General features: G+C 48.3%; 19 protein-coding genes. 13 read left to right on the top strand and 6 right to left on the bottom strand.

Features of this window, described 5'->3' with window-relative positions; genetic code table 11:
- Positions 1-21: 21 nt before the first annotated feature.
- The 3 genes from GJR95_RS40995 to xerD all read right to left on the bottom strand — a co-directional run bounded on the left by GJR95_RS40995 (position 22) and on the right by xerD (position 4,067).
- Positions 22-2,640, bottom strand: a complete 2,619-nt coding sequence (locus tag GJR95_RS40995; RefSeq protein WP_232541023.1) for an ABC transporter permease — start codon at positions 2,638-2,640, stop codon at positions 22-24.
- A complete protein-coding gene (locus GJR95_RS40990) occupies positions 2,637-2,975 on the bottom strand; it encodes a PadR family transcriptional regulator (protein ID WP_162391389.1) in 339 nt (112 codons plus the stop codon). Before GJR95_RS40990 ends, GJR95_RS40995 begins: the two co-directional genes overlap by 4 nt.
- A gap of 183 nt (positions 2,976-3,158) precedes the next feature.
- On the bottom strand, positions 3,159-4,067 hold the full coding sequence (xerD, locus tag GJR95_RS40985) for a site-specific tyrosine recombinase XerD (RefSeq protein ID WP_162391388.1): 909 nt from the start codon (positions 4,065-4,067) through the stop codon (positions 3,159-3,161).
- A gap of 110 nt (positions 4,068-4,177) precedes the next feature.
- Here xerD and aroQ point away from each other — a divergent pair, with 110 nt between their 5' ends.
- The 11 genes from aroQ (at position 4,178) to GJR95_RS40930 (ending at position 11,801) form a co-directional block, all read left to right on the top strand.
- The gene (gene aroQ, locus GJR95_RS40980; RefSeq protein WP_162391387.1) at positions 4,178-4,603 is read left to right on the top strand and encodes a type II 3-dehydroquinate dehydratase; all 426 of its coding nucleotides are present in this window, start codon (positions 4,178-4,180) and stop codon (positions 4,601-4,603) included.
- Positions 4,604-4,687: 84 nt separating this feature from the next.
- Positions 4,688-5,719, top strand: coding sequence for an aminotransferase class V-fold PLP-dependent enzyme (locus GJR95_RS40975; RefSeq protein ID WP_162391386.1), 1,032 nt, complete (start codon positions 4,688-4,690; stop codon positions 5,717-5,719).
- Between the two features lie 26 nt (positions 5,720-5,745).
- Complete coding sequence (locus GJR95_RS40970; RefSeq protein WP_162391385.1) at positions 5,746-6,324, top strand: MarC family protein; 579 nt, start codon at positions 5,746-5,748, stop codon at positions 6,322-6,324.
- 58 nt (positions 6,325-6,382) lie between these two features.
- A complete protein-coding gene (locus tag GJR95_RS40965) occupies positions 6,383-6,784 on the top strand; it encodes a GxxExxY protein (RefSeq protein WP_162391384.1) in 402 nt (133 codons plus the stop codon).
- Between the two features lie 53 nt (positions 6,785-6,837).
- Complete coding sequence (locus GJR95_RS40960) at positions 6,838-7,302, top strand: pyrophosphohydrolase domain-containing protein (RefSeq protein ID WP_162391383.1); 465 nt, start codon at positions 6,838-6,840, stop codon at positions 7,300-7,302.
- A 204-nt stretch (positions 7,303-7,506) separates the two neighbouring features.
- Complete coding sequence (gene cobT, locus GJR95_RS40955) at positions 7,507-8,523, top strand: nicotinate-nucleotide--dimethylbenzimidazole phosphoribosyltransferase (RefSeq protein WP_162391382.1); 1,017 nt, start codon at positions 7,507-7,509, stop codon at positions 8,521-8,523.
- A gap of 130 nt (positions 8,524-8,653) precedes the next feature.
- Entirely contained in the window at positions 8,654-9,436 is a 783-nt protein-coding gene (locus tag GJR95_RS40950) for an adenosylcobinamide-GDP ribazoletransferase (protein ID WP_317167035.1), read from the top strand.
- Between the two features lie 65 nt (positions 9,437-9,501).
- The gene (cobC, locus tag GJR95_RS40945) at positions 9,502-10,143 is read left to right on the top strand and encodes an alpha-ribazole phosphatase family protein (protein ID WP_162391380.1); all 642 of its coding nucleotides are present in this window, start codon (positions 9,502-9,504) and stop codon (positions 10,141-10,143) included.
- 9 nt (positions 10,144-10,152) lie between these two features.
- Positions 10,153-10,695 carry a DUF6580 family putative transport protein gene (locus GJR95_RS40940; protein WP_162391379.1) on the top strand — a complete coding sequence of 181 codons (543 nt, stop codon included), beginning with the start codon at positions 10,153-10,155 and terminating at the stop codon, positions 10,693-10,695.
- 102 nt (positions 10,696-10,797) lie between these two features.
- A complete protein-coding gene (locus tag GJR95_RS40935; RefSeq protein WP_162391378.1) occupies positions 10,798-11,352 on the top strand; it encodes a GNAT family N-acetyltransferase in 555 nt (184 codons plus the stop codon).
- A gap of 86 nt (positions 11,353-11,438) precedes the next feature.
- Positions 11,439-11,801: a DUF1304 domain-containing protein gene (locus GJR95_RS40930; protein ID WP_162391377.1), complete on the top strand. Its 363-nt coding sequence runs from the start codon at positions 11,439-11,441 to the stop codon at positions 11,799-11,801.
- Positions 11,802-11,815: 14 nt separating this feature from the next.
- On the opposite strand, the gene solA is transcribed toward GJR95_RS40930, so the two are convergent.
- The 3 genes from solA to GJR95_RS40915 all read right to left on the bottom strand — a co-directional run bounded on the left by solA (position 11,816) and on the right by GJR95_RS40915 (position 16,526).
- Positions 11,816-12,976 carry an N-methyl-L-tryptophan oxidase gene (solA, locus tag GJR95_RS40925; protein ID WP_162391376.1) on the bottom strand — a complete coding sequence of 387 codons (1,161 nt, stop codon included), beginning with the start codon at positions 12,974-12,976 and terminating at the stop codon, positions 11,816-11,818.
- A gap of 26 nt (positions 12,977-13,002) precedes the next feature.
- On the bottom strand, positions 13,003-15,636 hold the full coding sequence (locus tag GJR95_RS40920; RefSeq protein ID WP_162391375.1) for an MGH1-like glycoside hydrolase domain-containing protein: 2,634 nt from the start codon (positions 15,634-15,636) through the stop codon (positions 13,003-13,005).
- An 80-nt stretch (positions 15,637-15,716) separates the two neighbouring features.
- Entirely contained in the window at positions 15,717-16,526 is an 810-nt protein-coding gene (locus GJR95_RS40915; RefSeq protein WP_162391374.1) for a glucose 1-dehydrogenase, read from the bottom strand.
- A 150-nt stretch (positions 16,527-16,676) separates the two neighbouring features.
- Between GJR95_RS40915 and GJR95_RS40910 the strand changes: the two genes are divergently transcribed.
- Positions 16,677-17,690, top strand: a complete 1,014-nt coding sequence (locus GJR95_RS40910) for a bestrophin family protein (RefSeq protein ID WP_162391373.1) — start codon at positions 16,677-16,679, stop codon at positions 17,688-17,690.
- A 450-nt stretch (positions 17,691-18,140) separates the two neighbouring features.
- Positions 18,141-18,746: a T9SS C-terminal target domain-containing protein gene (locus GJR95_RS40905; RefSeq protein ID WP_162391372.1), complete on the top strand. Its 606-nt coding sequence runs from the start codon at positions 18,141-18,143 to the stop codon at positions 18,744-18,746.
- Positions 18,747-19,470: the final 724 nt, after the last annotated feature.

Raw genomic sequence — 19,470 nt, 5'->3', positions numbered from 1 at the left:
ACATCGTCCATTAGCCAGTCTTTATTCTGACCGTAGTGAGCGAACAGGATTCATCAATGCGGCTTTGATGCTCTGGAAACTGATCGTTAGTAATGCGATTCCAATCGCCAACAGACCGGCCAGGGCAAAAATCCACCAATCGATGTCAATCTTGTAGGCATAATTCTGCAACCAATTGCTCATACCGTACCAGGCAACTGGCGAGGAAATGAGAATGGCCACTAATACCAGTTTGAGAAAATCCTGCGAAAGCAAGGCAACGATGCTCGTCACCGAAGCGCCCAGCACTTTGCGTACACCGATTTCTTTCGTCCGTTGCTCGGCCATAAAAGCCGCCAGCCCGAACAGACCCAGACAGGAAATGAAGATGGCCAGAAACGCAAAGTAATTGGTCAGTGTCCCAACTACGGTTTCGCTGTGGTACAGTTTCTGGAAAGCCTCATCGGCAAACCGATACGTGAGCGGAAACTTAGGGTTCATTTGCCGCGCCAGGGTTTCCAGGCTCGCCAGTGCCTGCTTCGTCTGGCCAGGTTTGATGCGAACAATAATAATTTTCCCCTGGCCCAGTTTTGCAATGAACGGTTCAATGGGCGTGTGCATCGAGCTTTGGTGATAGTCGGCAACGACACCAATGATTGTCCCTTTTTTTCCCCACATGGTCAGTGGCTTACCAATCGGGTCTTTATAGCCAATCCGCCGGGCTGCAGTTTCGTTAATGAGGAAATTGGCAGAATCGGCACCAAAATCGCTCGAAAAATCCCGACCGGCAACGTTTACTTTCAGCGTCTTCGTGAAATCATAATCGACCGTCGAGAATTGAAACTGGACATTGGTTGTCGTATCCTTACCCGGCCATTGAACGTTGCCTGTGCTCCCAAATCCATTGGTTGGCGTTCCATCCATTTTGGTTACGGCCTGAATGCCGGGCATTCGCAATAGTTCCTGCTTGAAGGTGCTGTATTTCGTCATCAGTTCACCTTCTGAAGAAACGTAAAGCATCCCATCCCGATCAAATCCAAGATTCTTGGTCTGGATAAAATTAATTTGCCGGTATACAATGATCGTTCCGATAATCAACAACATCGACAGGGCAAACTGAAAAACCACCAGACCCTGTCGGAAAAGCCGCGCACCAGAGCCAAATCGAATGGTGCCTTTCAGTACCCGAATTGGATTGAGCGACGACAGAAAAAGGGCTGGATAACTTCCGGCAATCAATCCGGTAACGAGCGTCATTCCAAACAACATAAACCAGAATGAGGCTGTAGCAAACTGAAACGTTATCTGCTTCTCTGTCAGGCTGTTGAAAATGGGCAACAGCAGCCAAACCAGGCTCAGGGCGATTACTAAGGCCAGGAAGGTCAAGACCATAGCTTCTCCAATAAATTGCCCGATCAGCCAGTTCCGGCCCGCGCCAACCACCTTCCGAACGCCAACCTCACGAGCCCGTTTGACAGAACGTGCTGTGGCCAGATTCATGAAATTAATGCAGGCAATCAGCAGAATAAAAACCGCTACGATACCAAACAACCGGACGTATTCGATGCGGCCACCCTCCTGATATCCGTTCTTAAAATTGGAATACAGATACGCGTCCTCATACGGTTGCAGAAAAAGCTGAATGTCTAAACCACGCTTTTCCATACCTGGATTACGGCTTTTCAGAAACGACTTCATTTTCGCTTCCAGTCGAGCCGGGTCTGCCGAAACACCATGGCGGTCGACCCGGAGTTGAATTCGGGTTTCGGGTACGTTGGTTCCCCATTCCTTCAGCCATTCATTGTGTTTCAACAGATCTGACCAACTCAGCAAATAATCGTAAGTTACCGACCCATTTTTCGGTATATCGTCAAAAACGGCGCTTACCTGATAATCTTCTTTGTTACCAATCCGGATACTCTTGCCCATAGCCGCCTGTGGGCTGCCAAAATAGTTAGTTGCCAATTTCCGTGAGATGGCAATATTGGCCGGAGCATCCAACGCGGTTTCGGCGGTACCGGCCAGTAGCGGAATACTAAACATTCTGAACCAATCCGCCCCGGCGGCTCGCCCTTTTTCCTTGTTCAGTTTATCCCCTACCGAAAAGGTTCGTTCCTCCTCCCATGACAGACCAGCGGCATACGCTATTTCAGGAAACTCTTTTTTCAACTCATCGGCCAGTAATCCGGGCGTTCCGGCGCTGGCTTCAACTTTTCCATCGTAGAACTGACGTTCCATGACGTTGTAGAGTTGCGGACCATTGGCATGATAGGCATCAACCCTGAATTCGTCCTGAATCCACAGAAAAATGAGCAGACTACACGCCATACCCAGCGCCAGGCCCAGGATATTGATTGCCGAAAATGATTTATTATGAGCGATGTTTCGCCAGGCGATTTTGAAATAATTACGGATCATAATGGGTTTCAGGCTTGATAATTGACTGTACACTTCTTTACGCTGTCGTCGACGCACAAAAGGCGGCAATACCGATACTACATTGAGCAGATAACGCAGGCTGGCTTGCCTCGGGCCCGATCGCTTATACCAATAGGCATATAGTTCGTCCAGATCGCCCTCGACTTCCTCCAGAGTGTCCCAGGGATGCAACCAGGCCAGTAGCCGCCGTGCCCAGCGGGGTGGTTGAGAAACGGGGTTCATAGGCCACTCAGCCGAAGCGTATGAGGTGGAACCATCTGCCAGAGTTCGTGCCGAAGCTGTTGTATTTCCTGTAGCGCCCGGCTTCCCAGGGCTGTAACCCGGAACAGGCGCTTGCGTCGTCCACCCCGTTCGGCGGTAGCCCCGCCCAGCTCCGATTTAACGAAGCCTTTTTCTTCCAGGCGGATGAGGGTATTATGGACGGTACCAAAGGTGACGATTCGGCCCGTATGTTCTTCGAGGGCCTGGCTAACGGTAACCCCATAGCCTTCGCCATCCAGAATAGCTACCATTAGCAAAACCACTTCTTCAAATTCGCCTAAATACGTTCGACGCATACCGTCTGATTTATTAGTTTATATTTTATCGTACAAATCTGCTGCCAAATCGTCAACAGTTTCTAAAACCGCTTAAAATGGCTCTTTTATCGTTCTTTGTGAAGAAAGTTTGTCCGTAAATGGACAGTCATTGTCCCTCAACGGACACAACCGAACCCCATAAAATAGCGTCTCGAAAATCAGTCAACTCCGCTTCGAACTTCTGGGATGGTACTCTCTGAGCGTTTGTTTTAGATAATCGCGGTCGAGGTGGGTGTAGATTTCGGTGGTCGTGATCGACTCATGGCCTAACATCTGCTGCACCGCCCGCAGGTCGGCCCCGCCTTCGATCAGGTGTGTTGCGAACGAATGCCGGAATGTGTGCGGACTGATATTCTTTTTAATATTGACCTCATCGGCCAGCTTTTTTATCGTCGTAAAGACCGAAATCCGCGAAAGCTGTTTACCCCGTAGATTCAGGAAGATCGTATCCTCATCCCCTTTCTGCACATCAAGCGTCGAGCGCACATGATCGACGTAGATGCGCGTGTAGTACATCGCATCTTCGCCGATCGGAACCAGTCGCACTTTATCGCCCTTTCCGAGAACACGGACAAATCCGGCATCGAAATAACAGTTGGTTAGCCGTAAATTGAGCAACTCCGTCACGCGTAGACCCGAACTATACAACACTTCGAGCATTGCCCGGTCGCGGGTGCCGCCGGGTGTCGAGAGGTCAATGGCCGCCAGCATGACTTCTATTTCCGGAAAGCTGAGTGTATCGGGGAGCTTTCGGCCCAGCTTGGGTGCCTCCAGCAACTGGGTCGGATCGCGCTGAATCAGATTTTCGAGCAGCAGGTATTTAAAAAATGACTTTAATCCGGAGAGTATTCGGGCCTGGCTATGGGCCGTAAGCCCCAGCTCACCCAGATAGGCCAGAAAGTTCATTAACTGCTTCTCTGTTACCTCCATTGGCGACACTGCCGGATCGGTCAACAGCATGTATTGATAGAGTTTTTCGGCATCATGTAGATAGGCCTCAACTGAGTTTTCGGACAGCGACCGTTCGAGTTTAAGGTAGTTCTTAAAGGCGTTTATATAACTTTGCCACATAGAGGTTGAATAAAATAATGGGCCATGTAAAATGACTGGCGGCTAAAGTAGCACAACATGACGTCTACAGCCATCAGCTAGTCATTTTATAGTATCCAGTATACATTTTTATGAAACAGATTCTTATTATCAACGGGCCCAACCTGAACCTGCTGGGCAAACGCGAACCCGATATTTATGGTAACCGCTCCTTTGTGGATTACCTGGAAACGCTGGAAGCTATGTTTCCTGATGTGCAACTTCGCTATTTTCAGTCGAATCACGAGGGTGAGCTACTGGATAAAATTCATGAACTCGGCTTTACGATCGACGGCATCGTGATCAACGCTGGCGCTTACACCCATACCTCGATTGCCATTGCCGATGCGCTTTCTGCGGTAACGGCCCCGGCCATTGAGGTTCATATATCCAATGTTCATGCCCGCGAATCATTTCGCCATCACAGCTATCTGTCGGCTAAATGCAAAGGAGTTATCGTCGGTCTAGGGCTCAAAGGGTATGAAATGGCCGTTCGTTTTTTATTAACTAATGGCTAATGAGACATGGATACCAGCGCTTAGCTTGTTAGGGAAGGCTCCATCTTTACAGTATTCATTGTCCATCCTCCAGTATCGAACACCATGATCACCTTTTACCCAGGGCCGTCGAAAGTTTATCCGCAGGTAGCCGACTATGCCGCCGAAGCCGTACGCGAAGGCATTGTCAGTCTGAACCACCGTAGCGCGGGGTTTATGGACATTGTGAAAGAAACAGTCCGGCTTTTACACGACAAACTCGCCATTCCGGCCGATTATCATATCGCCCTTGTATCCTCGGCAACGGAGTGCTGGGAGATTGTGACCCAATCGCTGACGGTTCAGGCTAGTTTACATCCATACAGTGGCGCATTCGGCAAAAAATGGGCTGAATATGCCTACAAGATTAAACCGCCGATCGAACTCAATGAGGCCGATGTACTTTGCCTTGTCCAGAATGAAACGTCCAACGGAACCCAGGTCACGATGGAAACACTCGCTCAATTCCGGCGGGATTTTTCGAGTAATGAAGGGTCTGCCCTGATTGCCGTCGATTCGGTTTCATCAATGGCGGGTATCCAGTTCGACTGGACACTGGCCGATGTTTGGTTTGCATCTGTACAAAAATGTTTCGGGTTGCCAGCCGGACTGGCTGTGCTGGTTTATTCACCTGCGGCCCTCACACGGGCGCAGGAAATCGGCGAAAACGATCACTATAACAGTCTGTTGTTCATCCACGAAAACTTTGCCAAATTCCAGACGCCCTATACGCCCAACGGCCTTGGTATCTACCTGCTGATGCGCGTGTTACAGCAAATTCCGCCTATTGCTGAGGTAGACGCTATCACCAAAAAACGGAGTGCGGCCTGGTATTCGTTTTTCGAGCAGGAAATGAACACATCGCCCTTTCGGTTACTGATCGACAATCCGGCCGAGCGATCCGATACGGTCATAGCCGTTGAAGGGTCCGAAGCGGCTATCAAGGCCATCAAACAAGCAGCTCAACAGGCAGGGATCACCCTTGGTAACGGGTATGGCGACTGGAAAACGACGACATTCCGTATTGCCAACTTCCCCGCCATTACGGATGATGAGATTGAAACCTTAAAACAATTCCTTTTGTCATTCCAACAGTAACGTTTTCAGAATGACCAAAGAATACCATGTTTAATATAAAAGAAATTGCCTCGGTCACCCTTATTCTATTTTCGGTTATTGATGTGATTGGCTCATTGCCTGTCATTATCGATCTCCGAAAAAAAGTCGGCAAGATCGAGTCAGAACGGGCAACGTTCGTATCGGGGGCCCTGATGGTGTCATTTTTATTTGTTGGCGAACGTCTCCTGAAACTGTTTGGCGTTGACGTTGCGTCGTTTGCCGTAGCCGGAGCTCTCATCATTTTTCTGATTGGCCTGGAAATGATTCTGGGTCGCACGATTTTCAAACCGGATGAAAGCAGTACGGGCGGAGCAACGCACATTGTGCCCATTGCGTTTCCGCTTATTGCCGGGGCCGGTACACTAACGACCCTTATCTCCCTACGCGCGGAGTATCAAACGGCGAATATCATTGTCGGCATTATTCTGAATCTGTTTCTGATCTATGCCGTTCTAAAGTCGTCAGGATGGCTCGAAACCCGATTGGGATCGGGCGGTCTGGCCGTACTCCGCAAGATATTCGGCATTATCCTGCTGGCAATCGCCATTAAACTTTTTAAAACGAACCTGCTAGCTGAACTGTGATTACGCTGATCAATTGATTTCACTGATTCGTTGAAATAAATAACCATCGTACCTTGACATGATTGATAATTGTTACGAACATTCAGAATTGACCAGCCGAATTATTGGGTGCGCTAAGGAAGTGCACTGTCCGTTAGAGAATGGCTTTCAGGAAGTTATTTACCAGCGAGCTTTAGCCATTGAATTGGACAAAGCCCAAATCTCATTTGCCAGAGAAGTGGAAATGCCCATTTTTTATCGAGGTCTACAAATTGGAGCACGTTGGGTAGACTTTCTGATCAACAATTTTCTCGCAGTCGAATTAAAAGCAGTCACTCAGTTGGAGGATGTCCATCTTGTTCAGGCTATCAATTACCTTGAAGCCTATCACTTCAGAATTGGTTTATTAATCAATTTTGGTGCCCGAAGTCTCCAGTTTAAACGGGTCGCTAACTCAATAGACCCTCCAAAATCAAGCTGATTATTAACGCCCAGGTCAGCGAAATCATCTAATCAACGTAATCATAGTTCAGAATGCATTCACCAGACTCACTTACCCAGGTTGCGGAATTTCACCGCACGTTTCATGCACCCGTTCTCGACTCGCCCCAGATCCCATCCGAAGCCCGTTGTAAACTTCGGGTGTCGCTGCTGGCTGAAGAACTCGACGAATTTCGGGAAGCCATTGCCGAAGGCGACCTCGTTGCCGTAGCCGACGCCCTCTGCGATTTACAGTATGTGTTATCGGGAGCCGTTCTGGAGTTTGGTCTGGGCGATAAATTCAAAGCGTTATTTGACGAAGTTCAACGGTCCAACATGAGCAAAGCCTGCCTGACAGTCGAAGAGGCCGAAGCAACGGTTGCCCAATATCAGGCCAAAGGGGTCGATTGTCATTTTGTCGAATCAGACGGAAAATTCCTGGTCTATCGCGATGCCGACCATAAAACACTCAAGAGCATCAACTACTCTCCCGCCGATTTAGAGGCAATTCTTTCCTAGTACTCATCCAATTTCTATTGTATACGTACTAGTCATGACAAACCTATAAGGTTTTTGACACCGCATCGGCGGCCCGGCGCATCGGCGGCCCGGCTTATAGGTTTAACTTGGCCGAGCACTAGCTTACGGCATTTGATTTACAATTTTCCGGTATTCGGTTGGCTGACCAAGCCGAATACCGGAATCAAGCCTTCTTACTTAACAATGACATTCACGTCATCATTCACTACGCTCGAAACAACGATTCGTCGGCGTATCGACAATAAAACCAAACCACTGGGTGCGCTGGGGCGATTAGAAGAACTGGCTCTTCAGATTGCGCTGATTCAGCAAACGGAGACACCTGTTCTAACCAATCCACACCTGCTTGTTTTCGCGGGCGATCACGGGCTGGCCGCTGAGGGTATTAGTGCTTACCCGGCCGATATTACCTATGGCATGGTTAAAAACTTCATTGCAGGCGGAGCCGCCATCAATGTGTTTTGTCGCCAAAATGGGTTGACGTTACTGGTTTGTGATGTTGGCGTAAATGGATCGTTTGACGAGAACACGCCCAGCTTCGTTAAATATAAAATCCGGCCCGGCACCCGAAACATGCGTTATGAACCCGCCATGACTCCCGACGAATGTGCTGCGGCCATAGACGCCGGAAAAACGTTGGTGAACGGGATTCAGTATCGCGGCTGCAACATCATTGGTTTTGGCGAAATGGGCATTGGGAATACCTCTCCCGCTACCCTACTCATGCACCGCCTGACGGGTCTACCACTCGAACAATGTGTTGGGCGCGGTACCGGACTGAACGATGCCGGGCTGGCGCATAAGCTAGCCATTTTGCAGGAAGTGGCTTCCCATCACATAGGTCTGACCGATCCAATGGCTATTTTAGCGACAGTGGGTGGCCTAGAAATTGCGGCTATCGTGGGGGGTATGTTACAGGCCGCAGAAAACGGTATGATTATCCTGGTCGATGGTTTCATTGCTACCTCAGCCTTGTTGGTCGCTCACGCCCTCAACCCAGCAGTGCTGCAAAACTGTATTTTCTGTCATCAATCCGACGAAGCCGGGCATCAGCAAATGCTTCGCTTCCTGGGCGTTCGGCCGTTGCTCAATCTTGACCTGCGGTTAGGTGAAGGTACGGGCTGCGCACTCGCTTATCCAATCGTACAGGCAGCCGTCAACATGCTGAACGAGATGGCAACGATGGATATTTTAGACTAACAGGACTTTGTCAATGAGGTGTGGCACGGTTCTTTTTGCGAAACAGGAAACCGTAGCATACCTCATTGATAAAGATTTCAAATGACTCATACTGAATACTGTAAACTGCCCACCCAAAACGCCCCTCCCCTTGCGACTCTTCTTTACCGCCCTCATGTTCTATACCCGCCTGCCGGTTCCGAAAAACATCGACCATTCAGCCGATGCGTTAAATCGGTCAACGGTGTTTTTTCCACTTATCGGCTGGATTGTGGGTGGTATCGGGGTTGGCGTGTACTGGCTCTGTACGGTACTGTTTCCACCGGCTTCCTTACCCGTATTGTTCAGCATGATCGCAACGGTCTGGATAACAGGTGCTTTTCACGAAGATGGATTTGCCGACGTTTGCGACGGATTTGGCGGTGGCTGGACGAAAGAGAAAATCCTCGCTATTATGAAAGACAGCCGCCTGGGAACCTATGGAACCATTGGCCTGGGCTTACTGCTGGCAGTTAAATTTTTTACCCTGCAATCGATGCTGAGTGCCGAAACATTCGGTTGGGCAGTGGCGTTGAAATACATTTCGGCCCATAGCCTGAGTCGATTAACGGCCGCAACCGTTATTCGTGCGCTCCCTTACGCCCGTGAAGACCTCGACGCCAAGGCAAAACCCATTGCTCAGGGCATTACAACTGGACAACTGGCAATTGCTGCTTTTTTCGGGCTTGTTCCGTTAGTGGCTTTAGTCATTTACACGACACTCTGGATTTATTTACTTTTCCTGATTCCGCTGGTGCTGGTTCGCTGGCGATTCATCTGGTTTTTCAAAAAATGGCTCGGTGGCTACACAGGTGATTGTTTAGGAGCCGTCCAACAGATTACCGAAGTTGTTGTCTATCTGTCGTTTGTGTCACTCTTATGGGTTTCGATTTAACCAGACGATAAGCGGCATACGCCATAGCTTTTCTCAACTCTCTTACGTGCTACAACATACACCTCATGGATGTTTACCTGATTCGCCATACTGAAGTTGCCGTTGGCCGAAGTGTTGCTTACGGACAGTCGGACGTAGACTTAGCCGACACCTATGAAGAACAACGCGATCGGTTACTGACCAATTTGCCCGACGATCCTATCGCTATTTTCTCATCGCCCCTACGCCGTTGTCAGCGGTTAGCCAACGATTTGGCGGTAGTATTTGCCCATACAAGCCAGATCGAAACCGCGCCCGGCCAAACCAAAGTGGTAAACCCACATCCACTGACCGTACAGTTTGACGACCGGCTCAAGGAATTCTTTTTCGGGGATTGGGAAATGACGCCCTGGGCCGAAATTGGCCGTGATGCTCTGGACCCCTGGATGGCCGACTTCGTGAACGTCAGAACACCAAATGGTGAGAATTTCAATGATGTCTTCGAACGGGTTAGATCATTCTGGCAGGATACAATTCAGCCGCTTGCCCAAACTCAAACCGTTCAGCCGGTGTTCATTGTATCACATGGGGGCGTAATCAGGGCTTTGCTGTGTCTGTTTCTGGATTTATCTTTGCAAAACGCCTATCGTCTTAATCTCGATTATGGCGCGGTTACAAAACTGACTCTAACGGAGTCCTCATACACGATTCAATTCATTAATCGCTGATAGATTCTCATGAAATCGCTACAAATTCGTCTGATTACGCTTAGCGTCATTGTCCTGGCAACAGCCTTATTCCGTTTGCTGCCACACTGGCCTAACTTTACGCCCATTGCCGCACTGGCGCTGTTTGGAGCGGCCACCTTCGAACGGAAATGGCTTGGTTTGGTAGCCCCGGCAGTGGCCATGCTGCTGAGTGATGCCCTGATTGGTTTTCACGGCAACATGGTGGCCGTTTACGTCAGTTTCGGTCTGACCTGGCTACTTGGCCTGTGGGCACTCCGTCAGCCCACCGCTGTCCGTATTGCTGCCGCTTCAGTTACCTCGTCAGTTCTCTTTTTCCTGATCACGAATTTTGCCGTATGGTACGGCAGTTCATTTTATCCGCAAACGCCAGCCGGTCTGATGACCTGTTATGCTGCCGGATTAGCGTTTTACAACGGTACATCTTTCTTCCTGAATGGACTATTGGGCGATCTGTTTTTTAGTGCCGTTCTATTTGGTGGTTATTATCTGCTTCAGCAACGGTTCACCGTATTGAAGCCCGTTCGGGCGTGAGTCAATTTATAAAGCAATCAAAAAGCCTTCTGATTTATCGGAAGGCTTTTTTAGTATATTCGGCGCAACACGGCACATACAGGTTCATAGTCAGAAAACGGCATGCTTGCTATCAACTTTACTCCTTTCCCAGAATTAACGACGAATCGCCTGATCTTAAGGCAGATGAAACGAGAAGACGAAACCGATTTCTTCGCCCTTCGCTCCAACCCGGAAATCATGCGGTTTATCCCCCGCCCGATTGCTCAATCCGTCGCTGATGCGTTTCAACTGATTCAATCCATAAACGATGGTATTCGAAAAAATGAGAGTATAACCTGGGGGATCACGCTGAACAATAAACCTACCGTAATTGGCACCATTGGGTACGTCAGGATGGCTAAAGAACACCATCGGGCTGAAGTTGGCTATTTACTAAGCGCTGATTTCCGGGGACAGGGTATTATGCAGGAAGCGCTCTCGGCCGTGGTTGATTACGGTTTTCAGCAAATGAAACTTCACTCTATTGAGGGTATAGTTGTTCCTCAGAATACGGCGTCAGCCAGCGTTCTGAAAAAGGCTGGTTTTCAAAAAGAAGCCCATTTTAAAGAAAATCAATTCTACAAAGGACGCTTTCATGACTCCATTCATTACTCGCTGTTAACACCACTTGTATAAAAATTAACGACAGCGCAGCAGGGGCTATCGGTAATTTCAGCACATTTACGAAAACACCCATATCCCAACGACTAAACCCGCCAGCCATGACCATACTATCCCAGATTTTAATCGGGTTTGTAGCTGTAGAACACCTGTACATTTTGTGGCTTGAGATGTTCGCCTGGACGACCAGAGGGCGAAAAACGTTCAAATCGTTATCACCCGATTTGTTCGAGCCAACAAAGGCACTGGCTGCTAACCAGGGGCTTTATAATGGCTTTTTAGCAGCAGGACTGGTTTGGTCGCTGTTGATTACCGATCCAGTCTGGAGCAAAAACGTGAGCTATTTTTTCCTGGGTTGTGTTATCGTTGCCGGTGTCTATGGAGCCGCCACTGCTCAACGATCCATCTTCTTCGTTCAGGCATTACCGGCTATTATAGCGCTAATTTTTGTACTGCTGGCTTAAACGAAAAGCAATTTTCAAACAACAAAGTGATCCAGCCTGAAAGGTCTTATATCAAAATCTGTTCGATTTTGTAAGGCCAGCTCGGCCAGAACCTGCCCCACAGCGGCCGAATGTTTAAATCCATGACCCGAGCAGGCGGAGGCTACCAATACATTTTGATAGTTTGGGTGATTGTCGATCACAAAATCACCGTTGGGGGTCATCGTATACAGGCAAACGGCGGATTTGATGCATTTAGGGCCAATTCCGATAAAGTTAGGTGCTATGTACTGATCATACATAGATCTTGTTTCAGCCTCAGAAACGACACGATTAACGGCATCGGGCGTTGTGGATTTCGCATACGTTTCCATTGCAATTTTAATTCCGTCGCTGGAGTTACCAACGGCCGGAAATCCATACACATCCCGATCACTCAGGATGAACACCGGGAAATGATCAGAAGTGAACGCAGCATGGCTTTCCTGAACATCAAACCAGTATTGGACCTGTCGATAAACCGTCAGTAAATTGCGATAAAGCGTATCGTAAAGCGACGCTGTCACCCAGGAACCGGTAGTCAGCACCAGTTTTTTAGCCATATATTCTCCAAGATTCGTTCGAGCGGTAACGCCAGTATCGGTTTCGGTAAATGATAGCATTCGCTCATTCGTTCGGACGGAAGCTCCATTTATCCGGGCTTGATTCAAATGCGCCGAAACACATAATTCCGGTTTAAGCAAACCCGCATCAGGTTCGTAATAACCAATGTCGTCATCGCGAAAGCGAAACTGTGGGTACTGCTCCCGAAGGGTCGTATTATCCAGAATCTGGTGCGCTATTCCAAACTGTTCTGCGGCTTCGATGGTGGTCGTTAACCAACCGGGTTTATGGTGGGTCTGGACAGCTGAATGTTCTTTACCTATAAAAAGTCCCCCGGTTTTCGTCAATAATTGCTGCTCCGTTAGCTCTTCAAGCTCCTGCCAGATCTCGTATGATCGCAAGGCTAGTGGCACAAAATAAGCCCCTTCGCCAATGGCCTGCCGCGTAATGCGTGTATCACCATGCGTAGAGCCCATTGTGTGAGGAGGACTAAATTGATCTAATCCCAGCACGTGTGGGGTCTGTTTGGCCAGTTGATAAAGCGTTGCGCTTCCTACGGCTCCCAGACCAACAACAATAGCATCAAAAATCATTTTCGCCTGATTTTATCCGGTTTCGATTACTGCAAACTATCGTATTTTCGGTCTATCAATTCGGCTACCAGACCCGTCCAGCCCGTTTGGTGGCTGGCTCCTACGCCCCGGCCATTATCACCATCAAAATATTCGTAGAACAGTACGTAATCACGAAAGTGAGGGTCCTGGTATTTGGGATGCTGGCCAAACGTAGTCCGCCGACCGGTTTCGTCCACTATAAATAGACTGATAAGCCGGTTAGTCAGTTCACGGGCTACTTCCTTAAGGGTTATCTGCGTTCCCGATCCGATCGGATATTCGACTGTGAACTCATCCCCAAAATAGTCGTAGAATTGCTGGATCGTTTCTACCATCAGGTAGTTCAACGGCATCCAGACTGGCCCTCGCCAGTTGCTATTACCGCCAAACATGGCGCTATCACTTTCAGCGGGCGTATAAACGAGCCGAAAAATCGTGTTGTCCAACGTGAACTCGTATGGCTGGTCACGATACACTTTCGAAACGCCCCGTATGCCATGCGGACTCAGGAATTCGTTTTCATCGAGAATTTTACTGAGCAACGATTTAAGCCGAAAGCCCCGTAGCAAACTCAGTAAGCGCTTTTCGCTCTTTCCGGTTTCAGTATAACGCGAAACCTGGCTATACAGGTCGGGACGATGGCTCTGGAACCATTCCATGCGATCCAGAAAGGCGGGCCGGGATTTCAGGATCTTATCATCCAGAATTTCAACGGCAAACATTGGAATTAGCCCGACCATTGTTCGAACCCGCATTCGTTTAACGTTCCCATCCGACATCCGGATTTGATCGTAGAAGAACCCATCCTGCTCATCCCAAAGCCCCATATTGCCCTCTCCGATGTTGGTCATAGCACCCGCAATGTAGAGGAAATGGTCAAAAAACTTAGTGGCCAATTCATCGTATACCGAGTCGTGCTGAGCCAGTTCGAGCGCTATACGCATCATGTTGAGCGCATACATGGCCATCCAGCTTGTACCATCGGCCTGTTCGAGGTGGCTACCATCCGGTAAAACAGCATTTCGATCAAAGACCCCGATATTATCCAGGCCCAGAAAACCACCTTCAAAAATATTGTTTCCAGACTCATCTTTACGGTTCACCCACCACGTAAAGTTGAGCATCAGCTTATGAAAAATACCCCGCAAAAAACGAATATCTTCCTCCCCCGGCGGCTTTCGCTCCAGCTCCATATGATAGAGCCGCCACGCAGCCCAGGCATGAACAGGCGGATTTACATCGCTAAATGACCACTCGTAGGCAGGCAACTGACCGTTTGGGTGCATATACCACTCGTTTGTGAGCAGCATCAGTTGCTGTTTGGCAAAACCCGGATCGATAACGGCAAACGTAACGCAGTGAAACGCCCAGTCCCAGGCCGCATACCACGGATATTCCCATTTGTCGGGCATCGAAATTACGCCCGCATTGATGAGCTGAAGCCAGGTATGGTTTCGGCCCCTGGCCCGCTCTGGGGGCGGAGGAGGGCTGTTAGGGTCACCGGCCAGCCAGCGCGACACATCGTAGTAGTAATATTGCTTACTCCAGAGCATACCGGCAAATGCCTGACGCTGAACCAGTTTCTCATCATCCGTTGCTTTGTCCGGATGAATATGGGCGTAAAATTCGTCGGCTTCGATCCTGCGTTTCGCAACTATGTCGTCAAAATCAGTCTGAAGATTGCTCGCATTGTCGGATTTCAGCCGCAATCGGATGGTTTGCGACTCCCCGGCCGCGAGTGTTACTTTATACTGAGCGGCCACTTTCGTACCGATCATCTTTGGATTAACGGTATTAGCTCCGTATAACACATGATCGTTGATGCCGTCCTTCGGATAGCGGGAGCCGATATGTGTATTATAAAGCCGGGCCAGGTTGGTTTCGTTGTCGCAGAATAACCAGTCGGGTTGTCCTTCGGCATGGAGGAAATAGCGTCCCAACTGCGTTTGCTCAGCTAATACGGTTCCATCTGGCAGAAGTGATAATTGAGGGTGCAGGCTTGGCACACCATCGGAGTCATCGCCCCAAATCCACGTATTCCGAAACCAGAGAGTAGGCAACACGTATAAATCAGCCGTTTCGGGACCCCGGTTATAGATAGTCACCGTCATTAATATATCCTGTGGTCCCGCTTTTGCATAGTCAACAAACACATCGAAATAGCGGTCCTGATCGAACAGGCCCGTATCGAGCAGTTCAAACTCAGGGTCCTGCCGTGTCCGGTGGCGATTTTCGACGATCAGTTGTTCATAGGGATAGGCGGCTTGTGGATACTTGTAGAGCATCCGCTGGTAGGAGTGCGTTGGCGTATTATCCAGATAGTAATACAGTTCCTTCACATCTTCGCCATGATTCCCTTCACCGTTAGTGAGCCCGAAATAGCGTTCCTTCAGGATCGGGTCTTTGCCATTCCAGAGTGTGAGTGCCAGACATAACTGTTGTTTATCATCACAAAAGCCAGCAATTCCCTCTTCGCCCCAGCGGTAGGTATAGCTGCGAGCCATGTCGTGAGTCGTAAAATTCCAGGCATCGCCATTGGCACTGTAATCTTCACGAACGGTACCCCACTGGCGATCTGAAACATAAGGACCCCATTGCCGCCAGGCAGGATCTTCTAAACGTTGTTGTTCGGTGGTCAATGTATTGTATATGAGATATTAACTAGGATACAGGCTATACGATTGCGCTCAACCGTATAGCCTATTCCGTAAATTTTCTTTTACCCATTGGTTGAGAACCCTTCAAACACGGTCATACCGCCATCAATGAAAATGCTGGCTCCGGTTATGTAGTCAGACAGATCGGACGAAAGAAATACGGCGAGGTTCCCAATGTCCTGTGGCTGTCCGATGCGATTATAGGGAATTAATGTCATTAAGCTATTCAAGGCCTGTGGCGTTTCCCACGCTGCCCGGTTGATAGGCGTTTGAATAGCGCCGGGACAAATGCTGTTGACCCGAATCTGGCGATCGCCGTACTCCTGCGCCAGCGACTGCATCAGCATTCTAATACCGCCTTTTGAGGTAGCGTAATTTACGTGACCTCCCCACGGAATCAGCTCATGGACGGAACTCATGCAGATAATTTTACCCGTTGCGACAGAAACCTCCGGGCGCGGCCCCCGGCGGAGGAATTCGCGGATGGCTTCGCGGGCACACAGGAACTGGCCCGTCAGATTAACATTAATGACCGTATTCCACTGATCGAGTGTCATTTCGTCAAACTTGGCATCGCGTTGCAGACCCGCATTATTGATTAGAATATCGACGGTGCCGAACTGAGCGACTACATCAGCGAACATCTTGATCACCTGATCTTCTTTGCTGACATCACATTGGGCTACAATACCTGTGCCGCCTGCATCTGTAATTTCTTTCAGTACGTCATCGGCGGCCGGCTTTGTGGCCTCGACCGGATAATTGACTACAACGGTAGCCCCGGCAGCTGCCAGCGACTTCGCAACACCTGCTCCGATGCCGCTACTGGCTCCGGTAATTAGGGCAATCTGGCCTTTGAGTACGCTCTCCATGAAGAAAATAAGATTTTTTGCAGGCAGCAAGATAAGAAATTAAGCTTGCCACACGCCAGTTGACACCGTTTACATTTTATTATCAATTATCCCCTTATTTTAGGGGATTACCGAAATAACCATCCTCATCTTACCTCATTCCAACTGACCATGTTTACAACCAAACGCGTCCCTTTTCACATTGTTTTTCCGTTCACCTGGCGAGCCATTCTCCTTTTTTTATGCTATTCGACGCTCATCTGCCTTCTTTATTCCATTGCCGGATGGAGGTTCCTCGCCATACCGTTTGTGCCGGTTGCCACCATCGGAACGGCCGTTGCCTTTTACGTCGGCTTTAAAAATAACTCCTCCTACGATCGGCTGTGGGAAGCCCGGCGGATCTGGGGTAGTATTACGAATGCAAGCCGTTCGTGGAGTATTATGGTACTTGATTACCTGAATGCTAAACATACGAACAATCCACTGGCCAAAGGTGAATTAAAACAACTCCGGCAAACGCTCATCTATCGTCATCTGGCCTATATAAATGCGATACGAGTTCAGCTCCGGCAGAAGCCCGTCTGGGAACTTCACCATAACCCTGCCTCTGAAGTTATCGAACGCATTGCGGCATTCAGGCAATGTAGTCTGGATAAAGAACTAAGCCGGTTCCTGTCCGAAGAGGAAATTGAATCGATTATTCAGCATCCAAATCCCGCTACGTTTCTGCTTCGGGAGCAGTCGGAACAACTTCGGGAGCTACGGGAAGCAGGTTATCTTACTGACTATTACCACGTCGACCTGGAGCGAATGCTGGTTGAATTTTACAATCAGCAGGGAGCTTGCGAACGAATTAAATCCTTCCCGTTTCCGCGGCAATATGCCTATTTCAGCTATGTTTTTACCTGGGTATTCATTGCAGTGCTCCCCTATGGTTTACTAACTGAAATGGCAAAAGTAAGCGGCTGGCATGTTTGGCTGACAGTTCCTTTCTTCACTGTTATCGCCTGGATATTCAACACCATGGAAATTGTTGGTGATACAAGCGAAAATCCGTTCGAAAATAGTATCAACGATATTCCCATGACGGCTATCTGTCGCAATATCGAGATCGATCTGCGCGATATGCTCGGTGAAACAGACCTGCCTAAGCGCGTACAGGCGGTCGACAATATTCTGATGTGATCCGTTATTATTCCATTGTTTTTGGATTGATCTTTAGCAGGATCAATCCTTTTTTTATCTGATGGAGACCCAGACAAAACCAAATCGAGTCGGGTTCGCCTGGGTCTTTCGATGTCGAAATAGCATCTGAGCAGCCAATCAGAGCTTGTAAAATAGGCCTATGGATTCGCTTATTAATTTGGTTGATTTTGCAAGAATTGCACTTTGCATATGAAAATTAGTTATCGAAAAATAGATAGTCCTAAAAATTAGAATTATTAGAAAAATACAAATCATACGCAATTTAGATGGACTTGTTGTACTTTTCCAATAATCAGCCTAAAATACCTATATTCGATTGTCTTTTTAGATGAACTTTTCTTAAATACCTGATAATCAACACTACCCCTATTGCAATAAATAGTGAATAGCGCACACCTTTGTCACGGTAAAACAAAAAATTCAAACCAAATGAAACAGTTCCGTTTATCAATTGCTGTACTACTTTCAGTATGGGGTCTGGCAGGCATGGGAGATGCTAAAGCCGACAATGGTGCAGGAGCGAATGGGGTGAAAATTGAGAAGTCCGAACAAAAGAAAGTACGCGTTTATACACAAACGGCATCGCCGATTGACGTGGCCATTATCGATGCCGACGGCAACCTGCTCTACCGTGGTCTTATTAGCAAGAATAAAAAAGGGGCTACCTCGTTCAACCTGAACGGCCTGCCCGATGGTCAGTATTTTCTGACAGCGGGTAACAATTCATGGTGGTTGTCGCAGGGATTGACGATCAAAGGAAACACCCTTAGCATCGACGAACGTAACCTGCAACAGGTGATGGAGCCTTCGGTTCTGGCTTACGAAAAGAACAAATTTGAAGTGAACTTGCCCGCTAAGAATGTAGATGAGGCAAATGTCGCCATCTACGATGCCCAGAATGTGCTGGTTCAGGTAGATTCATTTAAAGGTGCAGTTCGCCGGTTCGATTTGTCAGCTTTGCCCGATGGTGCCTACACGTTTGTAGTTGGCCCGAATCAGAAGCAATTTACGACCCGCGTCGACATTAAGCACTAAGTTGCTGACGGGTTAACGCGGTTAGCCACTGGCTAAATTAGTACGTTTTATTCAACTCAAGTGATCGGTCTTTTCGGACAAGTCTGGTTACACACCCAATTCCCCAATCCCGCTGTGTTCTTACGAATACAGCGGGATTTTTGTTTAGTTAAATTTGTATCTGACTTGCATTGTTTTCCATTCCTGGCTCAGCCACCAAAATCAAATCTCCTGATACGTCCCAGTATGTTTGTCGGCAACTTATTGACCCCAGAGCTTCACTTAGTGCAGGCAAATCGGCTCGTATTGTCGAAAAGAATCATCCTGAACTAACGCCAATTATCCCCTCTCAGCCTTTCGCGAATGACCGTTCGTTCAAAAGTCAGCGATTTATAGTAACAATCGGTTTACAACGTTTTATTTTACGGCATCAGTCTGAAGTATTTGTATGATACGATTTTATCAGTATTTGTTTCTGCTTCTATTTTATGGATAAACAGGTTCGTTTCAACTAAACCGTTAATACATCCAGAACATCCCGAAACATACACCAATTCAACCTATAGTTTTCAACATTTACCCCAATTTATACGCAATGGGTGCAGGATGGCGCTCTCAAACGTTCCGCATTTACGCTAATTTCAGTCAAATTGATTTTTTCCGGGATGTCCAGAACGAATTACGTCAATGCTTTCAACTAAAGGCTAACGTAGTTAAATACCAAGCCTTATTAATTCAGGTAAGC

Source organism: Spirosoma endbachense (assembly GCF_010233585.1).
Classification (GTDB): Bacteria; Bacteroidota; Bacteroidia; order Cytophagales; family Spirosomataceae; genus Spirosoma; species Spirosoma endbachense.
The sequence above is the reverse complement of the archived record's forward strand: the minus strand, read 5'-3'. Positions and strand labels throughout refer to the sequence as shown.